This is a genomic window from Companilactobacillus bobalius (genome assembly GCF_009764355.1).
This window is the reverse complement of the sequence record NZ_LNUA01000031.1, coordinates 403,650-427,000: the sequence shown is the minus strand read 5'-3', so window position 1 is coordinate 427,000 and position 23,351 is coordinate 403,650. Positions and strand designations below refer to the sequence as shown.

The following is a 23,351-nucleotide window of genomic DNA, read 5'->3' as shown; positions in this document are numbered from 1 at the left end:
AGATAGTTGCCATACTAGCCTTTCAAACAAAAGGTATATCTTACTTTCATAATCTAAAATTGAACTCCCAAATCAGTTGGTCCAACAGATGACCACTTGTACCCTTCAGATCGAGATAATATTAATAACTGATTTAAACGCTCTGAATTAGTTTGATCCAATTTCGACTTATTGGACATGTTAGCCAAAATAATACCATTGACCGTTTTCGCAGCAATCACCTGAGGTGGCATCTTTTTTTCGTTAAGATATTTTCCAGCCGTCATTAGAACTTTGATAACTTCTGGATCAAAATCAGTTTCATCAACTAAAGAATTGTACATTGAATCAACCAATTCAAATACTTGTTCATAAACTGTTTTTTTCGTATCTGTCACATCTTCTCTCTGATATTCTAAAATATCACCTGGTTGACAATCTAAAACTTCACAAATTTTCTCCAACGTGGCAAAACGGATACCTTTAGCTTTACCAGTTTTAAGAATTGATAGATTAGCTGGTGTAATACCGATTTTTTGCGCTAACTCTTTTGAAGAGATTTTTTTCTTTAACATCATTAAATCGAGATTTATTTTAATCATTCACAATCACCTAAATAACAGTATCTGAATCATGCTGTAATTCAAAACCATACTTGAATACTAGATATAGCATATATATAATCGCCAAAAGTATCAAATAACTACCGATTTGTCCCCAGGAATTACTAAATATTGAACTCAAATTTCGACCATTTCCGAATGAGAAAAACATCATACTAAGAACATTACCCAAAATAAAAATCACAACAGAACCCATCATTAATTTCATGTTATTCACATTTGATTCTACAAAGAAGTCACTCTGTGCAATATTATTAATAATCTTACGTAATGCATGTAGAGCAAAAATGATACTTACTAAAATTAATAAAGCATTCAATCCGCTTAATTCCAACATCCCTTTGCTCAAGTTAGATGGTTGTAGAACATACTTCTTAAGCTCCGTTGCGGCTTCCCCCGAAACAAACAAGACCGCAACGTTGGCGAAGATTACAGATGCACCTGCAATTCCACAAAATATTTGAGCTACGACAGTCAGAATCGATAATACTTTTAAAATAAAGTTTGATAATTTTTCCATTTCAAGCACCCCCTACTTCGTATTTTAATACAGATAACTATTTTTGTTAATCAATATTTTAATATTGTTTTGCGATAATTATATAAGTAAAAAAGATGCAAACTTGTTAAAATAAGTTTGCATCTTTTTACTAATTTAATTTATTTATCTTTTTTAATAACCATAGTTCTATGCAATCTAGTAGAAACGAGCTACACAAGGGCAACCCATTCCGGTTTGCTACAGAAGTGGAACCATCCGCAAAGTTCAGCGGATAATTCCACTTCTTAGGCAAATCCTCGGAGGCTAACCGTCCCTGCTCCACGCTCTGTCTTCTATCTGATTGGGCAAGCGCCACCGGCACAGTCTGATTGATCAACTAACTCGATGTCTTTCTTGTCATGATTATCATTTTGTTCAGCAAATACTGCAGCTACGTTTTCATTAACCTCTGATTCACGTTCTTGATAAATTTTCTTATCAATTGGTTCCTTAGGAGCTTGTTTGAAATCGGCACCACTATAAGGTAATAGTGAAGTTGATTTCGTTACGTGTCTGTATTGATACATCAATGGTGCAATTTCATCTGCTTCGTTAGGTTGGAATGTGATTGTACAACTAACAGCATTATCAGACCAATATGTTTGTAGAAAGGCCTGTGTTGCAAATTGTTCAGCGATTGAAACTGAACCGGCTGAAGCAAAGTTAGGGTCGTCGGCATTGGCGGCTTTAACTGGGAATTCAACACACATTGTATGCTTTGTATAGACATCAGGTTCAATCTTGTATCCACAAGCCTTTAGGGCTGGTAGTAATGGATCACTATCTTGGAATCTGATTCTTTGAATTAAGTAACCTGCATAGTGGAAATGCATACCTTCGGATACACCAGCTAATTTGGCAACAGTACCTGATGGCTTAACTGTTGTGTGTTTAACTGAAGCTTTACATCCTAATTCCTTTGAGTACTCCTTATCAGCTGCAACAACTGAATGATATAAATCATCAAATTTCTTAGAAACGCGTTGATCGTAAATTGGCTTTTGAATAGTATCTCCTGTTTCAGGATCCGTGGCAGATTCAAAACCAGTCACAACACGATTACCGAAAGTTGTCAAAATCCAGTCTTGAATACCAGACATTGAAACTCCGATACGACGATTCTTTTGAATAACAGCTCTTGAAACTTCCCAGTCGTAATTACTAAATGTAACACGCTTAGTATATCTAGCTGCTAATTCAAAGGCCTCTTCCAATGACCAACCTTGTTCCTGAGCAATCAATGGAAAGACTTCAAATAAATTACATGGTTCACCGTTACTTAAGGAAATTTCACCACAAGGATTAGTCCCTTCAACACCATCATCGATACCTGGTTGATATCCATCAATGGCACGGCCATAATTTCGTGATAATTCTAAGTTAACGATTCCTGGTTCACCATTATGTGTGATGGAATCGGCAATTGGAGCATACTTATTGAACTTCGAATCAACAGCAACACTGTTATTTGAAGCCCAACGGTGATGATAAAGTTTCTTTTGATCTTGCTTCATAGTAATGAAATCATCATCAGTAGCACCACCTAAAGCTAATTCAGCTGAACGACGAACATTACCGGCAACAACCGTTTTACCAATCAAGTTCCCCATATCGGTACAGTCAACGGATGTTAACTTTCTACCAGCAGCATTGTTCAAAACTTCGTTGATATCAAAGAACATTTCAATTAAAGGAACGGGACCTGAAGCTGTTCCACCAAATCCTTTGATCTTTTCACCTTTAGCACGAATCTTAGTAATATCTAAAACAACATCTTTCAAACCATCGTTAGTATCGTTAAAGTGAGCATCAATCATATTTGCATTTCCAACTACCCAACCTTCACGAGTATCAGGAAGTTCATAATGACGTGTATTTTCAAGTTCATGGCTCTTTAACCATTCATCACGGTCAACAGCACCGGCTGCGATTGAATCATCGTATGAGGCGCTCTCTTTGCCAATAAGAACAGTTAAATCAACTTTGTTATCAACAACCGGCATTAATTTCATATTACTTGGTACAACAGAGAAACCAACACCGCCACCCTTCATTAATTGATCAAACATGAATGAGAATGGCATTGAAACAGCCAATTGATCTTGCTTCAAGTAAGAAGGCACGATATGACTATCACCATACTTTTGTGGTCTGATGGCAACAAACCAACAATTGTTTAAAGCATCACCATTACGATGTTGATACTCAGTTCCAGAAATCCAAAGATTTCTACCTGATGGTGTTGCGGCTAAACCGTAAACCAATTTATAAAGATTTTGAGCTTCATTAACCAAGCTGGCATATTGTTCATCAGTTAATGAATCATCCTTCAAACGTGGATCAAGGTTGATGTTACCTTCAATAACACGTTTAACTGTTTCTGACCAATTTTCAGTACGTCCAAGTTCTGGAATCCAACGAGCATAAGTACGTTTATACGTAACCCAGCCTAACTCGCCCCAGTGGGGTTTAATTGTTTTTTTGACTTCGTCAATAAAGTCGTCTGATAAAATAATTTTATTAATTGTATTCATTAATATTCACTCCACACATTTGAAATAACACAATATATAGTACCTTTAATTCTTTTCAATAACAATATATAGTGTTCAACTATTTCTATTGACATTTTAGAAATGGTTTTGCGTATTGATATTTAGGCAATTTAAAAATTAAAAATATCCAATTTGGATTTTAATTTATAATTAAAAATTCAAAGTCGCAATTACTATTCTAATATCTCTCAAGTTTGCTTAGCAATGATTTTTTTAATTTAAAGTCAGTCCTAAATTTCAAGTGGCTCGACTCAAATTTTTTCCTTGACTTGACCAATCAACCGTCAGATTAGCGATTGAGACCATAAATTTTTTTACAAAAAAACTATCTAGCTATTTGACCAGATAGTTTCTTAAAATTTAAACATCTTTTTTGATAAAAAATTGATACAATCCCAAGCCAGCTAAAATTGCGACAACCGGTAAAAATTCGATTCGATATCTTCCCTGAACTTCAATCAACAATTGTGCGGCCGCAAATGCCAACATTGGTAACAACAATAAATATAAATTATTGCCGAACTTTGTTTTAAACAGGCTAAACGAACCTATCCATGAAAAGATTATTAAAATAATCGAACCGATGTATGCCAAATAGTCGACTCGCTCAACCGTCTTAGCTGAATGATTCTGACTATAGCCAGTAAAATTAGTAGCCATAGTACGTTGTGACCACAATCCACCGACCTTGTTGATAAACAAACTCAACCATTTATTATTTTTGTTTAAATAATTTATTTCTTGATGCAATGCCGCTTTTTCTTTCTTGCTCATAACCTTACGTGGCTTGCTTGCATCAATTAAACGATCCATATCAGGCGAATAAGTGCCATTAGATTGATAGTTCAATCCGGTAACAAATTTCCATTCAGGATCATAGTTAGACAATCCATAAGCATTGAGTCCAGAAGCCCTAATTCCCCAACCTGCCAAAGAAAACAGTGCTAAATAAATCACTAGTGATAACAAAATTTTCAGAGGCTTTTGGTAATTGAATTTACCATTTTCAAACATTGTATACAGTATTGCAAAAACCACGATGCCAGCCACAACTACTGGTCCAATCGGTCTGATCAAACAACCGATGGTCAAAGCAACTCCTGATAAAATGTAAGCCCAGAGTTTATCTTGCATGATCAAATAAAATGTTAATAAGTAACATAGTGAGCCTAAATATTGATTGCTGGCTTGACTATTCAAGGCAAACCAATCTAAATCTATCATTAAGAGCAACACTGCTAAACGTGCCACTTTAATATTTTCAAAGATTTTCACAGTTAATAAATACGTGAAAAGTAAAATTAAAGCTTGGTAGATTACATTTAAAAATTGAATTGCAAAAATATGATAACCAAAGATTTTTACAACGCCTAATACATAAACCATGTATCCCGATTGATAAGCAAAACGTGAAAAATAGTCATTGTCAGTTTCATAAAGTTTGGCCCCATGCTGAAGACCAGGTACGCGTGTCCAAAAGTTACCAAAATCACTCAATTGAGTCTTTGGCACAACTAAAACCCAGGTAGTCGCTACTACCATGAAAACAAGCAACATTACTAGAAGAATCGCCCAATTAAGTTTTTTATTTTGGTCACTAATTTTAACTAGGAAATAACCGACTACCCCAACAAATACTAATGCCAACAATAAACTGCCCCAATTAAAAGCACGATTTACCGTAGCATAATTTTCATAATAAAACATCGACATCTTGAAAAGAACTAACGTCGTAAAAATTGCTAAAACACCTAAAATAAACTTACTAATGCCATTTTGAATTTTAAGAATAGAAATCCCCGTCCTTACTATATTGAAAATTTCAAAGTATCCAATATTCTTTAATTCTATCACGCCAAATTACACGTTGTGAAATTAGAGGGGATTCAAAAAAATTCAAATTCTACACTACTTATCTTCAGAGGCATCCTCTGACCCAATTGAATCATCACTAAAAATGCTCTTAGCATGTTCTTTGGTTCCATCACTATATTCAATCATCAAAGAAAAATCTGGTAACATCTCAACTGAAACAACTTTGGAAGTATCTTCATCCATTTCTATTCCTCTTTATGAAATTAAAATTCAATATATTGAAATCGATTACATTATAGTTTCTCAATCAAATTATCGCAATTAAAAAACAAAAAAATAACAAAACCAAATTTTGATTTTGTTATAGTCTTTATTCTTCTGATATTTCAATACTCTTCTTATTTAACAAATAATAAAATCATTTTTTAAGAACTTCGCCATATCTAAACTGAGTCCCAACAAAGTACGTAATGGCTGACATAAAAACAGCCATTAATGCAAAAACGATCAGTGATGTCCAATTGTAATATCCACCGGTTATTAACATGAAAACGAAATAAACTACGATATCTATTCCATAAACAGCCCGCCTACTCAAATCAGTTAGAACTTGAATCAAGGCTAAGAGGAAGATCAACAAGACTTCCCAGGGAAAATTAGTTAAAATTCCCCGATGATGGATAAGGTTATTAATACCGACGAAAACGATCCAGAATCCAATGAAAATCAAAAAATTTCTAATAACTTTATTTTTCATTAACTACCCCCAATAAAATTAAGCTCTTATTAGCGTAACATATTTAATGAATTCCTACTGCTGATTAAATTTATCAGTTAATTTATAGATATTTTTAAATTCATGTTTAGCCGCACTATTATTAAAGGCCGGATTATTAATTTGGTATTTTCCATTAGTTTTCACCCAGAAAGTAGTTTCTGGATTATTAATTGTATAAAAATTGTTTTTCGTTAAGCCAAATTTCCCATACATTTCTTCTTGTCGTTTATTGTCAGGATGATAATTACCAATTCCCATAATTAAATGACTGCCAATTTTAGGCATTGGAAAAGTGGCACTAGAATAATAAATTGTTTCTTGACTATTTTTTATTCCATAATCTTCATACAAATACTTTCCTTTGGTTAATCCCCCGGCAAAAACTGTTTTAATTGTCTTACCTTGAAGTTTTCTGTCACCACTGATGACTTTACTTACATAAACAATTGCTTCAGTCTCAGGAGCTATTGGACGATCTATCATACTTTTCAGATCAATTAGTTGTCCCTCTATTAAGTACTGATTTCCATTTTCTAAATTTTTCAATGAAGTACTTTCATCATTATACCCATTGGGAATTTTAATAAAGGCATTTTCGAATTCATTTTGATCTAGCACTTTAATGTTTTCTAGTTTCTTATTCCAATTTTTTTGATTAGCTTTTATCGTTTTATTACGCTGTTCTGTTTTAATTTGTTGTTCATGTGTTGATGGTTTATTTTGACACCCCGTTAACACAAGTAAGCTCAAAATTATTACAGTTAAAACCTTTAACTTCATTCTTTAAGACATCCATTTCTTCGATTATTAAAAAGTGTATCATGATGTCTCTTTTATTGCTCAAATTAAACAAAAAAAGAGCCCGCTTAGCGGACTCCAATAATTAATTTCTACTTATTTAAGTATTCTTCAACAAGCTTCTTGTTATCTTCGTTAGTGATTGATTCGTTAACAGCACGATCAGCTAATGTAGCAAGATCCTTTGTGCTCAACTTCTTCATCAAACTTCTTACACGAAGTACTGATGTAGCACTCATTGAGTACTCGTCAAGACCCATGCTCAATAGCAATGGAAGCATTGTGTTGTCACCAGCAGCTTCACCACACATACCAGCCCACTTGCCTTCTTTATGAGCTGATTCAATAACGTGCTTGATCAATCTCAAAATTGAAGGATTGTATGGTTGATATAGGTATGAAACATGTTCGTTACCACGATCAGCAGCCATTGTGTATTGAATCAAGTCGTTTGTTCCAATACTGAAGAAGTCAACTTCCTTAGCAAATTGATCTGCCAAAACAGCAGCAGCAGGAACTTCCATCATCATTCCTAATTGAATGTCATCAGAAACTTCTACACCATCTTTAACTAAGTTAGCCTTTTCTTCTTCAAAGACCTTCTTGGCATCTCTGAACTCTTGCAATGTACCGATCATTGGGAACATGATACGCAAGTTACCAAAGGCAGATGCACGAAGCAAAGCTCTTAGTTGAGTTCTAAAGATTTCTTGTCTATCCAAACTGATACGGATAGCACGGTAGCCTAGGAATGGGTTCATTTCTTCAGGAAGTGGTAAGTATGGCAAATGCTTGTCACCACCGATATCCATAGTACGGACAACGACTGGCTTACCTTTCATTCCTTCAAGAACCTTCTTATAAGCCTTGAATTGATCTTCTTCCGTTGGAAGACTATCTGATTGCATGTATAGGAATTCTGTACGATACAAACCAATACCCTCAGCACCGTTTTCAACAACGCCTTCTAGATCATCGGGTGTACCGATATTAGCAGCAATATCAAAGTGTTTGCCATCAGCCGTAACTGAAGCTTCATCCTTTAATTTTTCCCATTCTGCTTTTTCTTCAGCAAAGTCCTTAGCTTTTTGTTGATACTTCTTGATATCATCATCAGAAGGATCAATGATAGCAGCACCGCTTAAACCATCAACGATAACTGTATCTCCGGCCTTAACATCAGTAGTGATTGTGTCAGTACCAACAACAGCTGGCAATTCAAGTGAACGTGCCATAATAGCTGAATGGGCTGTACGACCACCAATATCAGTAACAAAGCCTTTTACATACTTTTTGTTTAATTGAGCTGTATCACTAGGTGTCAAATCATGAGCAACAATGACAACTTGATGGTCAATCAATGCTGGATTTGGTAATTCAACTCCTAATAAATGAGCCATAACACGTTTTGTAACGTCACGGACATCGGCTGCTCTTTCTTGCATGTATGGATTATCTGTCATACCCTCAAAAATTGAAATGAAGTTTTCTGAGACATCATGCAATGCTTGTTCAGCATTAACACTCTTATCTGAAACTTCTTTTTCAACTGCGCCTGTAAATTCTGGATCAGCCAAAATCATCTTGTGAGCATCAAAAACTTGAGCTTCTTCTTCACCTAGAGATTCCTTAGCGGTATCTCTGATTTTTGTAAGCTCATCATCTGATGTTGAAATAGCATCCTTAAGACGACTGATTTCTGCATCAGCATCTGAAATACTTTTCTTAGTGAAAGACAAATCTGGTTGAACTAAAAGGTATGCTTCTGCAGTAGCGATACCATCACTAGCTGCAATTCCCTTAATAGTTTTAACCATTATTCTGCCAATCCTTCCTTTGTCATTGTTTCTGTAATAGCAGCAACTGCATCAGCAGCATCGTCACCATCAGCAGTAATTGTAACGTCAGCACCTTGGCCAACACCAAGTGACATAACACCCATGATTGACTTCAAGTTAACTGATTTGCCTGAGAATTCAATATTGATATCTGAACTAAATTTACTTGCTGCTTGTACTAGCATTGTAGCTGGACGTGCGTGGATACCTGTTTCTGCAATAATGTGAAATTCTTTCTTTTCCATAATTAATACCTCACCATATAATATAAAATTCTGTAGTTACACTACAAATATTCACTAATTAATTTACCATTATCTCTTATTTTTCACAAGGGCTTTGCTTAAAAAATAGCAAGATAAGTCAGGTGTGATAAGCCGTTTAACGCTTACAACCCCTGACGCTGAAAGCGTTTATATTATTAAACTTTTTCAATTAAATTTGAAAAAAATATTTTTTTCTTCTACTAAAAAGATTATTTTCTAAAAATTCAAGACTTAGCACTTGCATTAGTCGAGTGCTAATTATATACTACCGTTGTATCCTGTTCAAAAGGAAAGGTGGGGTGCGTATGCTTTGTCAGAATTGTCATAAAAATGAAGCGACAATTCATTTATATACAAGTGTTAACGGTCAACGAACAGAAATCAATCTCTGTCAGGACTGTTATCAGAAATTAAGAAATCAAGCTAACGAAGGTATGAATAATATGGCACAAAATCCATCTGGTGGATTTTCTAGTTTCGAAGACTTGTTTAACGCACTAAATGGTGCTCAACAACCTAATGCTTTCGAGCAACAAGGTCCTCAAACTCAAACTGGTGGCGGCAATGGAAATGGTCGCAGACCTAGAGGTAATGGAGTCTTAGATCAATATGGTGTCGATTTAACTGATCTTGCTAAAAAAGGTCAAATCGATCCCATTATCGGTCGTGACAAGGAAATAAACCGTGTAATTGAAATCTTAAATAGAAGAACTAAGAACAACCCTGTTCTAATTGGTGAAGCAGGTGTAGGTAAAACCGCTGTTGTCGAAGGTCTTGCACAAAAGATTGTTGATGGCGATGTACCTGAAAAGTTACAAAATAAACATGTTGTACGTTTGGATGTAGTTTCATTAGTCCAAGGTACTGGTGTTCGTGGTCAATTTGAACAAAGAATGCAACAACTAATCAATGAATTACAAAAGAATAAGGAAATCATTTTATTCATCGATGAAATTCATGAAATTGTTGGTGCTGGTAACGCTGAAGGTGGTATGGATGCAGGTAACGTTTTGAAACCTGCCCTAGCCCGTGGTGATCTGCAATTAGTCGGTGCTACTACTTTAAATGAGTATCGTACAATTGAAAAAGATTCCGCTCTTGAACGTCGTCTCCAACCTGTTCAAGTAAATGAACCAAGTGTTGATGAAACCATTCAAATTTTGAAGGGTATTCAACCAAAATATGAGGATTATCATCATGTTAAATTCTCAAGCAAAGCTATCCAATCGGCTGCTGAATTATCAGCTCGTTATATCCAAGATCGTTTCTTGCCTGACAAAGCCATCGATTTGATTGATGAGGCCGGTTCTAAAAAGAATCTCCAAATCAATCATGTCGATATGGCTGACTTAGACAACAAGATCTCTGATGCTGAAGTCCAAAAACAAGCTGCCCTTCGTAATGAAGATTACGAAAAAGCTGCTTATTATCGTGACCAAGTTACAAAGTTCCAAGAAATGAAAGATGGAGCTAAGAACGAACCAGCCGATAATAATACTGTTACTGAAAAAGATATTCAAAAAGTTGTCGAAGAAAAAACTAATATTCCTGTTGGGGAACTTCAATCTAATGAACAAGCCCAATTGAAGAATTTGGAACCTGATTTGAAGTCACATATCATTGGTCAAGATAAGGCTGTTGGTGATGTAGCTAAAGCTATTCGTCGTAACAGAGTTGGTTTTAACAAATCTGGACGTCCAATTGGTTCCTTCCTATTCGTTGGTCCTACCGGTGTTGGTAAGACTGAACTTGCTAAGCAATTGGCTCGTGAACTATTCGGTTCTGAGGATTCAATGATCAGATTCGATATGTCTGAATATATGGAAAAACATTCAATTTCTAAGTTAATTGGTTCGCCTCCAGGGTATGTTGGTTACGAAGAAGCTGGTCAATTAACTGAAAAAGTTCGTCGTAATCCATACAGTTTGGTTCTACTTGATGAAATTGAAAAAGCCCATCCCGATGTTATGCATATGTTTTTGCAAATCCTCGATGATGGACGTCTAACAGATTCACAAGGCAGAACAGTCAGTTTCAAGGATACTATTATTATCATGACTTCTAATGCTGGTCAAGGCTTACAAGAAGCTAATGTTGGTTTTGGTGCCGAAGCAACTGGAACAACTAATTCAGTTATGAGTAGACTATCAGAATTCTTCAAGCCAGAATTTCTTAACAGATTTGATGGCATCGTTGAATTCAACTCATTAACTAAAGACAATCTACTTAAGATTGTTGATTTGATGCTTGATGATACCAACAAGATGATTGCTGACCAAGGTCTAACTATCCATGTAACAAAGGATGCTAAAGATAAATTAGTAGACTTAGGTTACAATCCTAAGATGGGTGCTCGTCCACTTCGTCGTGTCATTGAAGAACAAATTGAAGACAAAGTTGCCGACTACTTCCTTGATCATTCAAAGGACAAGGATTTACAAGCAAGCATTGTCAAAGGTGAAATTAAAATTTCTAAGTATAGTGCACCTGATACCGAAGAATAATAGTGGTGCTTTCTAAATACAGATCCCAACAGGATCTGTATTTTTTTATACACTCTTAATGGCTATGCCATTTAGAGTGTATTATGAATGAGACCCATTCGTTCCTTTACTTGGCTATGCCATTTAGAGTGCATTATGAATGAGACTTGTTCCTTTTACTTGGCTATGCCATCTAAAGTACATAATAAATTACGTAAATAAGGTCACCAATTCACATAAGAATTGATGACCTTATTTTTTTAATCATTTTCAACTTTTAAAACTTTACCACTCTGGGCATTGATTTTGACTTCTTTTTCTTGAGATCCATTTTTAACTTTAACTTCCCAATAAGTAGTCCCTAAATCTTTCTCCAAATTAAATTCAGTACTATCACCCTTAGCCGCGTTTTCAGCAATAGATGCAGCCCTCTTAACACTAATTAACTTATTCAAATCCAGACTCTCATTTTTACGAGTAGTTTCGTTCTGATCTTCTTCATCTAATTCTTCTTCAGAATTTTGAATTATTTTTTTATTTTTAGCATTAATTGTAACCTGGTATTCCCTCAGTTCATCAATTCCCTCTACTTTATAAACGGGACCTCTAAATGACTTTTCCAATTCCAGAGAAGTGATATCCGTCTTAGGATATTTCTTTTGATAAACTTTTATAGCATCGTTAGCACTGACTTTAATGGTATTTTTCAGTACCTTCTCAGATTTAGTTTTATTTGATGCACTACTAGTATCATTTGTGGAACAACCTACAAGTAAAACAAACATGAATATGGCGACAGTAATTGTTAAAAAACGTTTCTTCATTATCGTATCCTCACTTTTTGATTACTTTGTAAGTTAAGTATACTGAACTCTTTTCCCCGAGGACAACAAAAAGGAACAAAAAATTTTTTATAATTTTGTTTCTTTTCCTATCTATTAATACATTTTAAAAACCATTTTGTCCCGTCATTTGTTTGAACCATAAACCACTCTTTTTAACAGTTCTCTTAAAATCATTGTCCAAATCAACGCTGTAGAAACCATAGCGATTTCGGTAACCATTTAGCCATGACCAACAATCAACAAAGGTCCACATATGGTAACCAAAACAATTACTGCCTGCTTCCATCCCTTTATGCAATTGTTCCAAATGCTCTTTAATAAAATCAATCCGATAATTATCCTCAATCATACCCTGATTATTCTTAAATCTAGCTTCGTCGGCGACACCCATACCATTCTCACTAACATACCAAGGTATATTCTTATACTGATCACGCATCATGATGGCAATATCGTAAAGCGCTTGTGGATAAATTTCCCAACCACGATACGGATTTATTTTTTTATCGGGCCAATCATATGGTACATATAAATCATCTGGCATTTTGGCTGGATAATTTGGATTAACTGGCGCCTGAACTCGAGTCGGTTGATAATAATTAATACCAATAAAATCAACTGTGTTTTCATGAATTAATTTTTTATCACCAGATTCAACAACTGGTAACAATTGATTGTCTTTTAATAAAGTAACCAAATCGTCAGGAATCATTCCTAAAACTGCTGGATCTAAAAAGCTTCGAGTATTCAATAAGTCAGAATTCTTTTTAGCCTGCAAATCCTCAGGATTATCACTACGACTATAAGCTGGTAAAACATTCAAAATAATTCCAATCTTACCCTTAACCTGACTCTTTCTAAATTCTTGCACAGCCAAAACATGTGCCATCAACGTATGGTATCCCACCTGAATTGCTTTTTTCATATCAACTATGGCTGGATAATGAAAGCCTAATAAATATCCACACTCAATGTGAACAATTGGTTCATTGAAGGTCGTCCATTTATGAATCAAATCACCAAATTGTTCAAAAGCAATTTTGGCGTAATAAGCAAAGTCTGTGACTGATTCACGATTCTCCCAACCGCCTTTTTCCATTAACCACCAAGGCATATCAAAGTGAAATAAATTAATAATTGGCTCAATACCATGATTCAACATATCTTGAAAATAACTTCGATAAAATGTTACTGCTTCAGTATTCAACGTCTTACCATCTGGCAAGAGTCTGGCCCAAGAAATTGAAGTCCGATATGAATTCATTCCAATCTTTTTCATATTCTCAACATCTTCGGGATACATCTCATAAGTATTAGAAGTATCCTTAGGTCCCTGGTCTTGATTAAACTTTTCAGGATTCATTTCAAACCATTTATCCCATGTAGTTGCGGATTTACCATTTAGTAAACTGTGGCCTTCTGTTTGTGGTGCTGAAGCTGCCGCTCCCCACAAAAAATCATCTGGAAATTTTATCATCCTAATTTCTCCTAAACATATTTTTTTCGATACTCTTTTGGTGAAATTCCACAAATTGCTTTGAAATTGCGATAGAAGTAAGCCGTTGTAGTATAACCGACCCCTTCCGATATATCTGCAATACTTTGTTCCGTTCCTTTTAAAAGTGATTGAGCGCGTTTTATTCGATAATCATTCAAATACCTAGAGAAACTAATTTTTGTTTCTTTTTTAAATAGCTGTCCCAAATAATCAGAATTCAAATGAAGATAATCTGATACGTATCGCAAGTTCAAATCTTCCTGATAATTCCTTTTTACCAGACCCATGACTTGGCGAACATTTTCCGAATAATCACGTGATTCCTGCTTATTATCTGACAAATAGTTGGTGATTTCTTTCAGTAGCCTAACGATATCTTTCAAATTTTCAGAATTGTTGATTCTTGTTACATAATCTTGATAAGTCCTTTCATCAAAACCAACTTGAACATTAACTTCTGAATAGATCAGAAAAGCTATTTGGCGAACATAGGAAGGACTTACTCCCTGAGTAGATAATTCATTAAAAATATTAGAGAGTTCCTCTTTTAATTTTCCATGATCTCCTAAGGCAATTGCCTGTTTCACTTTAACTAAAGATAATTTAGGCAAAGTAGCCTGTTCAAGCCAATCAACACGTAATTTATTGTTGCTAAACTTATTACTTTTTTCATAAAACTTATAAATAACCGATAACCTGACCGCCTGCTCATAACTTTGATTCACATCAGACAAATCATAAACTGTTTCACCAACAGTTATAAAAGACTTTCCTGCAATTATCTGACGATCTTCCAATTCCCGTATGAATTTTAACAACTTACCACGACCACCAATAAATCCAATGTCAACAATACAGTTTTGACTGAACTTAAGACTCTGTCCATATTCTTCACATAGTTGATTGACTTTTTCTTTATCATTAACACGATTACAAGCAATAACCGTGATACCTTTGGCAATCTCAGTTGGACTGAGCCGTAGTTGTTGAATCAAATCCGTTACTTGATCTGAATCAAAATCATTTTCAAATAATTCTTTTACTTGTAAATTCAATGATGCTTTTGATGCTTGTTTCAATTCATTCTCAGATTCTAATTTTTGCTTTACTTTTTTCAAAGCCTCAATTAATGCATCGGGATCGACAGGTTTCAAAATGTAATCAATAGCACCCAACTTTAAACCGGTCCTAACATAATCAAATTCTTGATACCCCGATAGAATCATGAATTCAAATTTATGATCCCTTTCTTTAGCTATCTTTACAAAATCCAAGCCACTAATTTTGGGCATATTAACATCCGTTATAATCAAATCAACTTCATTAGTTTCTAAATATTCTAATGCTTGTCTGGAATTTCGAGCCGATTTGACTACTTGGAATCCATATTCATTCCAATCAATTATTTTTTCCAATCCTTTTAAAATCATATATTCATCGTCAATAACCATAACTGAGTACATATATTATTCCCCCAAAAAGATTTGCATTTTAACAGTTACACCTTTAAATTGATTATTCATGATAAACATCTTGAAATTACTTCCGAATGCCCCTGTCATTCGGGCCTTTACGTTCATTAAACCAATTGAACGATCTCCACTGATAGGCTTAACCTCTTGTGAAGCCAGCTTATCATTGATGGATTTTAATTGCTCCCCTGTCAAAGGAGTTCCGTTATCAGCCACCGATATTTCGACTTGTTCACCAACCTTATCAGCTCGAATATGTACGGCATTATCAAATCGTTCCAAATCTATTCCGTGTTTGAAGTAATTCTCAATTAATGGTTGAATAATAAATTTTGGAACCTTCATGATCTTTAGCTTTTCATCTAAATTAAGTTGATATCCAATTTGATCTGGAAAACGCATTTGATATAAATAGATGTATTTCTCAGCAAATTCGAACTCTTTAGCCAAGGTCACCGTTGACTCCTGGCTAATATTATTTCTTAAAAGGCTGGCAAAACTGAATACTACATTGGCTAATTCTTTTTCACCTTCATTCAGTGCATACATACGGATGTATTCCAAGGTGTTATACAAGAAATGTGGGTTAATTTGTGATTGCAGAGCCTTCATATTGGCGTCCTTTTGCTCCAGTTGCAATTGATATATTTGCAAAACATACTGATCAATAGCATTTAACATATCATTAATTCCTGTTGCTAAAGTATTTAACTCTCCTTCCTGTTCAGGAACTGGCACTCTAGTCTTCAAATCACCATTGGAAATAGCATCTAGAGCGTCCGTCATTGATTTCAAATGAATCGTATAGTTGTGGAAAATATATCTTAAACTCCACCATAGAAAAGCATCAATTAAAATGGCTCCCATCAAAAATAACAGAATATTAAAGGCAATTTTTTGATAAACAATTATTTTAGGTACTACTGAAATAATTAAGTCACCATTGCCATTTTTTTGACTCTTTACAAAATATTTCTTTTCTAAAACATTCAATAAAATATTATTTTGATTAGGATCTTGTGTCAAAGTTCTAAGTGCATCTTTTGATAGTTCAGAATTATAGGTATATCTGATTCTACCTACATCCGAAATAACAAAAACCTGCATATCTTGACTATTTGGTGAGTAATTCAATGAATTATCCAATACCTTAGAAGAATAATTAATGATTATTGATCCAAAGGATTGAAAAGTAGCGTCATTTATCAGAGGGATACCGTAATATAAACCTTTAGAAACCAATTTTTTTGAATCAATTCTCTTTCCACCAGGATTTCTCAATGTAACCTCAATTGCCTTATTCTCCTGATTCAAATTCAATGTAATTCTATTTGAATCATTATTCTGCATGAATTCCGACAATTGATTAGGCAAATAATAGAAATCGTCCTTATTAGAATGCTGTTGACTGTACGTCAAGTAATCAGCCGAATCTAATTGAAAAAATTTTTGTAAATTCTTCACTTTGGATGGCGTCTGAATAAGATTTCTCGCTAATTGATTAGCTTCTGCTTGTTCAACTCCAACTATATAAGATGTCCGATTTACACCCGATTCAATTGTTTGATTAGTATCTTGAAAAATATCTCTAATCTTAAAAATAGACATTATAACCGCAAATAAGGTAATGGTGATCACCATTACCTTAATGTAAAACGTCATTAATCTTTGTAAATTATAGCGATTGCTTAGCATTATGCATGACCCCAATTAATTCAATTCTTCAACGTGGCTCTGCCAATTTTTACCCACAAATTGAGTATAAACTACCGTTAAACTAAAAGTTGCAAATAAAATCAGCCCCGAGAATTTATAAGTCACGCCTATAATTACTGCTATTCCAAGAATCTCTTTCATGTTATCAAAGAAATTATAAAAGAAATGTGCACAAGCTAGTTTAAAACTATTAATAAGATTGATCTCAAAACTGACCTTAATATTGAGTACATAAGCATAGATACAAATCGTTGCTAACAAAACAATTGCGATTATAAAGTCGGTCACAATGAAAGTCAGACCGTGTAATTGAACTGAAAGAAACAGACTATAACCCAAAAGAAAAATCACAATTGCAAAACCATAGAATAACTTATTACCCTCAGTAAAGTTTTCTTTAAATAATTTCCACGCTATTCTCCAAGACATCTGGCCGTAGTGAAAATCATAATCGTAATATAATTCATTAATTACTAAGAGTGCTGGCCCTACTCCTAAAACTAATCCGCCACACAAGCTTAGCCCCCAGAAAAACAAATTCAATTTAATAATCGTATATGCTTTGATAAATATTTGTTGTACTGCACGGGAAATCATATCTCTACCTCTTTCTTTGTAAGAATTGATTAACCCTAGTACTCAAAAGCAGGGTCAAAAAATTGAAATTAGCGCAAAAGGAGGTCAGAGTTTACCTCTTCCTCCCTTATACTGTGGATAAATTGTAAAGGATAATTAAATCAACTTGTTAATTATTATTGTTCTTCAAGAATTCATCGTATTGTTTTTGCATTTCCTTTTGTACCTTGTCATATCCAGCTTTCTTAAGTTCCTTGTTCATCTTAGGAATTGTTGTATCTGGATCTGATGTACCTGTTTGCAAACCGGCAAGATACTTGTTCATAACATTAGAAATATTAGTCATTTCAGTCTTAACATTCTTTGTATTGAATTGGAAACCAAGAATAGGTGAATCAATTGATTTAGCAATGTTATCCTTACGTTCTTGAATCATTTGATCAGTAACGTCTGTTGTAGGTGTAATCTTGTTATTATCACCTGTTTGCCATGGTGCTGAATGGTAGTTTTCTTTGTAACCTTTAAGTAATTTGACACGTTTGTCATTATCAGCATACTTCCATGCCTTACCTTTTTCACCATAAACCAAACCATTCAATAGTTCTGGATCACTGTTGATTACGCCAAGAACTTTAACGGCCTTAACTTTGTTCTTTGAGTTATTACTTACGACATAGTTGTACATTCCAGCTTGAGCAGTAGTCTTAACAGCAGGACTCATTGGACGTGAAACAATTTCTTGACCAGCAGTTTGTGATAGTTGATGATCACCGTAATCGAAAGGTCCTTGTGTTTCTTGGCGTGCAAACCATGTATCACCACTCAATGGACGATCAGTATTATCTGTAGCTGCATCTCTTTGAATGTAACCTTTCTTATAATAATCATGCATTGTTCTTAATGTTTCTTTGTATTTAGCGTCATTGTAAGGATTGATGATCTTCTTACCCTTATTTACAGCATCAACTGCAAATGGATAATCTTGATCAATAACAAAGTCTAGATCCGAACCGATACGGAAACTAGGGCCTGTGGCAAATGTCAAAACCTTCTTATCTGCTGAATGGAATTTAGCAAATGTATCTTCCAAATCTTTATATGAATTTATCTTGCTAACATCGATATTATATTTATCCAAGTATTTCTTATTAAAGGAAACAACTTGTTGTGCATAGACGTTACCATTGATAGGCATCGTGTAAAGTTTTCCATCAACCTTATTCCCTTTAATATATGCTGAATCTAAATCCTTATATGCTGCTGGAGCATATTTAGGAAGCATCTTAGTTAAATCTGCATAAGCACCTTTTTGAGCATTAACTGCATAGTTATCAGCCTTGGCGATATCATATTTTTCACCTGATGAAACAATAACTGACATCTTTTGTGTATAATCACCCCAACCAATATACTGAATCTTGATCTTAGCTTTAGCCTTCTTTTCAAGAATCTTATTAGTTTTAGCAATCAAAGTATCGTAATTCTTTGGTTTATCACCAATTTGGTACATTAATAATGTTGGAACATCACTATTGCTTGCCGATTTTGATCCACAAGCTGTTAATCCAACGGCTGTTACAGCTAATAAAGCTGCACCGATTGAACGTTTAACCCACTTTTTCATAAATGGAACCCCCTATAATAAAATGATAATTCCTGGATTTTTATTCCTTTACACCACCGATAGTTAAACCACGTACAAAATACTTTTGGAAGAATGGATAGCTACATGCAATTGGTAATGTTGCAATGACAACCATGGCCATTCTCGTTGCTTCTTTGGGAATTGCCATCAAACTGCCACCAAATTGTGTACCAGCTGAAGCATTCTGTGATAGCATTTCAATATTAGATTGAATCTTCATTAATAAGTATTGCAATGGAACTAGATTATCACTTTGGATATATAGTAAAGCGTTGAACCAATCATTCCAGTAACCTAAAGCAGCAAACAAACTAATTGTTGCAATCCCGGGAACAGCTAATGGAATAACAATTTGTGTAAAGATTCTCATTTCACTAGCACCATCGATACGGGCCGATTCAATAATTGATTCAGAAACCTGACGTTTGAAGAACGTTCTCATGACAATGATATTGAAAGGGCTTACAGCCATAGGCAAAATTAAAGCCCATAAAGTGTCCTTCAAATGTAACATGTTAGTTACAACAATATAGTTAGCAACCATACCAGGTGAAAATAGCATTGTTACCAAACAGAAAACTGTAAAAAATCTTCTATATTTGAAACTGCTTCTGGAAATGGCATAAGCATAAGTTGAAGTAAAAGTTGAATTAATTACAGTACCAACAACCGTTACCAAGACTGAAATCCATAATGATCTTAAGAGTTCTCCTCCCATTGTTGCTAAATACTTATAACCGGCGAAACTCCAAACTTTGGGCCAAAGACGATAACCGTAAGTGGCTAGAGCATTTTCATCGGTCAAAGAAATAACGATGACGAAGAATAATGGCAGTAAGCAAGATAGTGCAAAGATCCCTACTATTATATTGAAGAACAAGTCCGTTCCTCTATTAAAGGAGTGAACCGTGACACTATCAATTTTTTTCTTCTTTTTCAAAGTTCAATTCTCCTCTCTAGAATAGTGCTGAATCACTGTCTAATCTTCTTACAATCGCATTTGTGATTAGAAGTAAGATACAACCAACAACTGATTGATAAAGACTGGCAGCACTTGACATACCAATATCACCAGTTGAAGTTAAACCATTGTAAATATATGTATCTAGAACTGATGTTACGTTATATAGAGCACCAGAATTTTGTGGCACTGTGTAGAACAATCCGAAATCTGCACGGAAAATATTACCAACGGCTAAAATTGACATCAAAGTCATCAATGGTACTAATTGTGGAATAGTAATATTTTTGATCTGTTGCCATTTGTTAGCACCATCAACAGTTGCAGCTTCGTAATACGTTGGGTCAATTCCCATTACAGTGGCGAAGTACAAGATACTGTTATATCCGATTCCCTTCCAAGTACCTATAAATAGCAAGATAAATGGCCAATACTTTGGCTCCGCATACCAGTTGATATTAGTATGCAACATTGTATTAAGAAGTCCTTTATCAGGATTTAAGAATGCCATTACGAAATATCCAATGATAACCCATGATAGAAAATAAGGTAAAAGCATTGATGTTTGATAAACTTTAACTAATCTCTTATGACGTAATTCGCTCATAACAACTGCAAAGAAAACAGAGATAATTAAGTTCAATGTGATAAACCCTAAGTTATATAGAAGTGTGTTCTTGGTAATCAACCAAGCGGCATCTGAAGTAAATAGGAATTTAAAATTTTGAAATCCGACCCATTTACTTTGTGCCAAACTGGCTAAAAATCCATCGGGTGAAAACTGAAATTCCTTAAAGGCTACGACGTTAGCAAATACAGGAATATAGAAGAAGAAGATCATCCAAATGGCACCTGGTAAAGCAAATAGAAGGAATGGACCATTGTGAACAATGTTATACCAAAAGCCCTCTTTTTTCTTAGCAGCAGCAGCGATTGCTTCAGGACTTTGAGCCACATTATTTTCTTCCATCATTTTCCTCCTCCCTTACATATATTATTTAATCAACTTACAAGAAGAATTATAGCGCTTACATTATTACTCAAATAAGTAACAAACTAGAGATTTTATATACAAATTCTAGTTTTTGTACAAAAAAGGTCTTCAAATGATATAACATTTGAAGACCTTTATCATACTAACTACATAAGAGCATTATTTTAAAATCATTTCATTACTGTTAACATTTCTTTTAAGAACGGTGCGATACTCTGTGATCCAAATTCAGCTCGCTTGATCTCCTGCAAATAATCAAAAGTATGAGTCTGGGATTCTTGATAAGTTTCTTTGGCGTTATTTAAAAATTCTTTTTTTCCCGTACTTAAATAGTCACAAATGAATTCTAGTGATTGCATCTGATCAATAGCATTATCCAGCCATGGCAACATCTCATCACGCAAATTCTTTTGACCATTAACTTTAAAATACAGTGCGTCTTGCTTGATCCTCGTAAATTCATGTTTCAAATTATCAATTTCTTTTTGAGACGTTGTCTTCTCGTCTATTTCTTCAATAAACTGAGATAATTTCGTACCTAAATTAGGTGATTCCAAATTAAGTTCAGGCATGGCCTCATTGAATTGCATATGTTGTGCTAAATTCTCCAAGGCTTTGGAACCCATAGATGATTTGAAAGTCTGATTTTCTACATAATTAAAGGCATTATGTTCAACTTGACGTTCAGTTTCATTATCAGTCCAAATATTCCAGGAATAGGCTGCATTGATAAAAATTGCTGGTTTAGAGGATTCTGACTGCATCATTGGATTCAACATAATTCCATATATCTTCTTGCTGTCAGCTTGAGCCTGTAAATAATGCTTAGCTCCACTCATAATCAAATTATTCCTAGATCCATCATTTACCGGCCAATTGATCCACAATTGTACTGGACGATACTCTGCTCCTTTGGCCGTCAAATTATCTTTCAAAATATTCAAAAATTCATTTGAAACAACTCCAAAGGTTTTTCCACCAGTAACAACCATATGAATATTCTTAGGTAAATCAGCATTCAAATCGCGTAAATCATAATGTCCGTTATCCTTAGCTCCATCTGAATAATAGTAATACGGCACAAAAATCATATCTGTTATTAAATCAGGATAATTCTTTTTACGCTTCTTCAAAAAATTTGAGATATCCTTCATCAACTTAATATAGTCATCATCCCCATGCTTAGGCCAAGGTGCATCATCGGCCAAAATACCAAACTCTCTGACACCAACTAACATCAACTGATCAAATTTCTTCTCAATGATTCTTAAATCACTAATATAATTCCTATCAAAACGTATTGGATTATACATAAATGGATGAATCGTCCAAACAAATTTGGTCTTTGTCTCATTACCAACTCTAGCTAACTTTTTTATTTCATCTAATCGTTTTTGAGGATAGAGTTCACGCCATTTTTCATTGTGATAAGGATCATCTTTCGGTGCAAAAATATATTGAGTTAATTTAAAATTACTACCAAAGCGCATCAGATTGATTCGATCAGCATCTGACCAGGGGTTGCCATAATAACCTTCAATAAATCCTCGATTTTTTACATCCGCATAATCTCGAATTGCTAACTGTTGTACCTTAAGTCCTTGGGATTGTTTCAAAATCTGTCTTAAAGTTGCCAATCCATAGAAAACGGCATCAGTATTATCACCAAATAATTGAATTTTTGATTCAGTAATCATTAATCTATAGCCGTCATAGTGATGAGATGGATGTTTCGAGATTCGGACAATTATATTACTCATCTCAGCACTGATCTGAGTATTGGATTCAGATCCAATTTGAAATTCCCTGAGTATTCCCAATACCCTATCTTTAGTATATTGATCCAAATTTTGATCCATCATCAGATTAACTTTAGGCGACAGTGAAATAGTTCCTTCGTCATAAACTAAATCTTGTGGAATTGGAAACAATTTATACTTCATATTATTTCTCCCTCAAAAAAAGGTT

Annotated in this window: 18 protein-coding genes and 1 pseudogene; 1 reads left to right on the top strand and 18 read right to left on the bottom strand. The window is 34.5% G+C overall.

Going from position 1 to position 23,351, the window contains the following annotated elements:
* Positions 1-377: 377 nt before the first annotated feature.
* From ATN92_RS18740 to ATN92_RS06450, 9 genes and pseudogenes are all read right to left on the bottom strand, one after another.
* Positions 378-581, bottom strand: a pseudogene (locus ATN92_RS18740) (helix-turn-helix domain-containing protein); the annotation flags it as partial.
* 10 nt (positions 582-591) lie between these two features.
* A complete protein-coding gene (locus tag ATN92_RS06485; protein WP_056953877.1) occupies positions 592-1,122 on the bottom strand; it encodes a DUF2975 domain-containing protein in 531 nt (176 codons plus the stop codon).
* A 314-nt stretch (positions 1,123-1,436) separates the two neighbouring features.
* On the bottom strand, positions 1,437-3,677 hold the full coding sequence (gene nrdJ / locus ATN92_RS06480) for a ribonucleoside-triphosphate reductase, adenosylcobalamin-dependent (protein WP_056953875.1): 2,241 nt from the start codon (positions 3,675-3,677) through the stop codon (positions 1,437-1,439).
* A 381-nt stretch (positions 3,678-4,058) separates the two neighbouring features.
* Positions 4,059-5,552 carry an ArnT family glycosyltransferase gene (locus tag ATN92_RS06475; RefSeq protein WP_234032537.1) on the bottom strand — a complete coding sequence of 498 codons (1,494 nt, stop codon included), beginning with the start codon at positions 5,550-5,552 and terminating at the stop codon, positions 4,059-4,061.
* A 54-nt stretch (positions 5,553-5,606) separates the two neighbouring features.
* The gene (locus ATN92_RS06470) at positions 5,607-5,756 is read right to left on the bottom strand and encodes a hypothetical protein (protein WP_156638770.1); all 150 of its coding nucleotides are present in this window, start codon (positions 5,754-5,756) and stop codon (positions 5,607-5,609) included.
* Between the two features lie 175 nt (positions 5,757-5,931).
* Positions 5,932-6,270 carry a hypothetical protein gene (locus tag ATN92_RS06465; protein ID WP_056953872.1) on the bottom strand — a complete coding sequence of 113 codons (339 nt, stop codon included), beginning with the start codon at positions 6,268-6,270 and terminating at the stop codon, positions 5,932-5,934.
* 54 nt (positions 6,271-6,324) lie between these two features.
* A complete protein-coding gene (locus ATN92_RS06460; protein WP_056953870.1) occupies positions 6,325-7,071 on the bottom strand; it encodes a hypothetical protein in 747 nt (248 codons plus the stop codon).
* Between the two features lie 110 nt (positions 7,072-7,181).
* Positions 7,182-8,906, bottom strand: a complete 1,725-nt coding sequence (ptsP, locus tag ATN92_RS06455) for a phosphoenolpyruvate--protein phosphotransferase (RefSeq protein ID WP_056953869.1) — start codon at positions 8,904-8,906, stop codon at positions 7,182-7,184.
* Positions 8,906-9,172 carry a phosphocarrier protein HPr gene (locus tag ATN92_RS06450; RefSeq protein ID WP_056953866.1) on the bottom strand — a complete coding sequence of 89 codons (267 nt, stop codon included), beginning with the start codon at positions 9,170-9,172 and terminating at the stop codon, positions 8,906-8,908. Before ATN92_RS06450 ends, ptsP begins: the two co-directional genes overlap by 1 nt.
* A gap of 326 nt (positions 9,173-9,498) precedes the next feature.
* On the opposite strand from ATN92_RS06450, the gene ATN92_RS06445 reads away from it, so the two are divergent.
* Positions 9,499-11,697, top strand: coding sequence for an ATP-dependent Clp protease ATP-binding subunit (locus ATN92_RS06445; protein ID WP_056953864.1), 2,199 nt, complete (start codon positions 9,499-9,501; stop codon positions 11,695-11,697).
* Between the two features lie 239 nt (positions 11,698-11,936).
* Here ATN92_RS06445 and ATN92_RS06440 read toward each other — a convergent pair whose 3' ends face one another.
* From ATN92_RS06440 to ATN92_RS06400, 9 genes are all read right to left on the bottom strand, one after another.
* The gene (locus tag ATN92_RS06440) at positions 11,937-12,500 is read right to left on the bottom strand and encodes a PepSY domain-containing protein (protein ID WP_056953862.1); all 564 of its coding nucleotides are present in this window, start codon (positions 12,498-12,500) and stop codon (positions 11,937-11,939) included.
* Between the two features lie 124 nt (positions 12,501-12,624).
* The gene (locus ATN92_RS06435; protein WP_056953860.1) at positions 12,625-13,998 is read right to left on the bottom strand and encodes a glycoside hydrolase family 1 protein; all 1,374 of its coding nucleotides are present in this window, start codon (positions 13,996-13,998) and stop codon (positions 12,625-12,627) included.
* An 11-nt stretch (positions 13,999-14,009) separates the two neighbouring features.
* A complete protein-coding gene (locus ATN92_RS06430; RefSeq protein ID WP_056953858.1) occupies positions 14,010-15,482 on the bottom strand; it encodes a response regulator transcription factor in 1,473 nt (490 codons plus the stop codon).
* Between the two features lie 3 nt (positions 15,483-15,485).
* Positions 15,486-17,186 carry a sensor histidine kinase gene (locus ATN92_RS06425; protein WP_056953855.1) on the bottom strand — a complete coding sequence of 567 codons (1,701 nt, stop codon included), beginning with the start codon at positions 17,184-17,186 and terminating at the stop codon, positions 15,486-15,488.
* A 15-nt stretch (positions 17,187-17,201) separates the two neighbouring features.
* Positions 17,202-17,804 (bottom strand): DUF624 domain-containing protein, encoded by a 603-nt coding sequence (locus ATN92_RS06420; protein ID WP_056953853.1) that lies wholly within the window; start codon positions 17,802-17,804, stop codon positions 17,202-17,204.
* Positions 17,805-17,952: 148 nt separating this feature from the next.
* Positions 17,953-19,407: an ABC transporter substrate-binding protein gene (locus ATN92_RS06415; protein WP_056953852.1), complete on the bottom strand. Its 1,455-nt coding sequence runs from the start codon at positions 19,405-19,407 to the stop codon at positions 17,953-17,955.
* Between the two features lie 40 nt (positions 19,408-19,447).
* Positions 19,448-20,368: a carbohydrate ABC transporter permease gene (locus ATN92_RS06410; RefSeq protein ID WP_056953850.1), complete on the bottom strand. Its 921-nt coding sequence runs from the start codon at positions 20,366-20,368 to the stop codon at positions 19,448-19,450.
* 16 nt (positions 20,369-20,384) lie between these two features.
* On the bottom strand, positions 20,385-21,359 hold the full coding sequence (locus ATN92_RS06405; RefSeq protein WP_056953848.1) for an ABC transporter permease: 975 nt from the start codon (positions 21,357-21,359) through the stop codon (positions 20,385-20,387).
* 194 nt (positions 21,360-21,553) lie between these two features.
* Entirely contained in the window at positions 21,554-23,326 is a 1,773-nt protein-coding gene (locus ATN92_RS06400; RefSeq protein WP_056953846.1) for a beta-N-acetylglucosaminidase domain-containing protein, read from the bottom strand.
* Between the last annotated feature and the right edge of the window lie 25 nt (positions 23,327-23,351).

Coding starts and splice junctions, on each gene's coding strand:
- ATN92_RS06415 (WP_056953852.1), bottom strand. CDS start 19,407: ATGAAAAAGTGGGTTAAACGTTCAATCGGTGCAGCTTTATTAGCTGTA.
- ATN92_RS06450 (WP_056953866.1), bottom strand. CDS start 9,172: ATGGAAAAGAAAGAATTTCACATTATTGCAGAAACAGGTATCCACGCA.
- ATN92_RS06435 (WP_056953860.1), bottom strand. CDS start 13,998: ATGATAAAATTTCCAGATGATTTTTTGTGGGGAGCGGCAGCTTCAGCA.
- ATN92_RS06470 (WP_156638770.1), bottom strand. CDS start 5,756: ATGGATGAAGATACTTCCAAAGTTGTTTCAGTTGAGATGTTACCAGAT.
- ptsP (WP_056953869.1), bottom strand. CDS start 8,906: ATGGTTAAAACTATTAAGGGAATTGCAGCTAGTGATGGTATCGCTACT.
- nrdJ (WP_056953875.1), bottom strand. CDS start 3,677: ATGAATACAATTAATAAAATTATTTTATCAGACGACTTTATTGACGAA.
- ATN92_RS06485 (WP_056953877.1), bottom strand. CDS start 1,122: ATGGAAAAATTATCAAACTTTATTTTAAAAGTATTATCGATTCTGACT.
- ATN92_RS06430 (WP_056953858.1), bottom strand. CDS start 15,482: ATGTACTCAGTTATGGTTATTGACGATGAATATATGATTTTAAAAGGA.
- ATN92_RS06405 (WP_056953848.1), bottom strand. CDS start 21,359: ATGGAAGAAAATAATGTGGCTCAAAGTCCTGAAGCAATCGCTGCTGCT.
- ATN92_RS06445 (WP_056953864.1), top strand. CDS start 9,499: ATGCTTTGTCAGAATTGTCATAAAAATGAAGCGACAATTCATTTATAT.
- ATN92_RS06400 (WP_056953846.1), bottom strand. CDS start 23,326: ATGAAGTATAAATTGTTTCCAATTCCACAAGATTTAGTTTATGACGAA.
- ATN92_RS06460 (WP_056953870.1), bottom strand. CDS start 7,071: ATGAAGTTAAAGGTTTTAACTGTAATAATTTTGAGCTTACTTGTGTTA.
- ATN92_RS06425 (WP_056953855.1), bottom strand. CDS start 17,186: ATGCTAAGCAATCGCTATAATTTACAAAGATTAATGACGTTTTACATT.
- ATN92_RS06440 (WP_056953862.1), bottom strand. CDS start 12,500: ATGAAGAAACGTTTTTTAACAATTACTGTCGCCATATTCATGTTTGTT.
- ATN92_RS06465 (WP_056953872.1), bottom strand. CDS start 6,270: ATGAAAAATAAAGTTATTAGAAATTTTTTGATTTTCATTGGATTCTGG.
- ATN92_RS06420 (WP_056953853.1), bottom strand. CDS start 17,804: ATGATTTCCCGTGCAGTACAACAAATATTTATCAAAGCATATACGATT.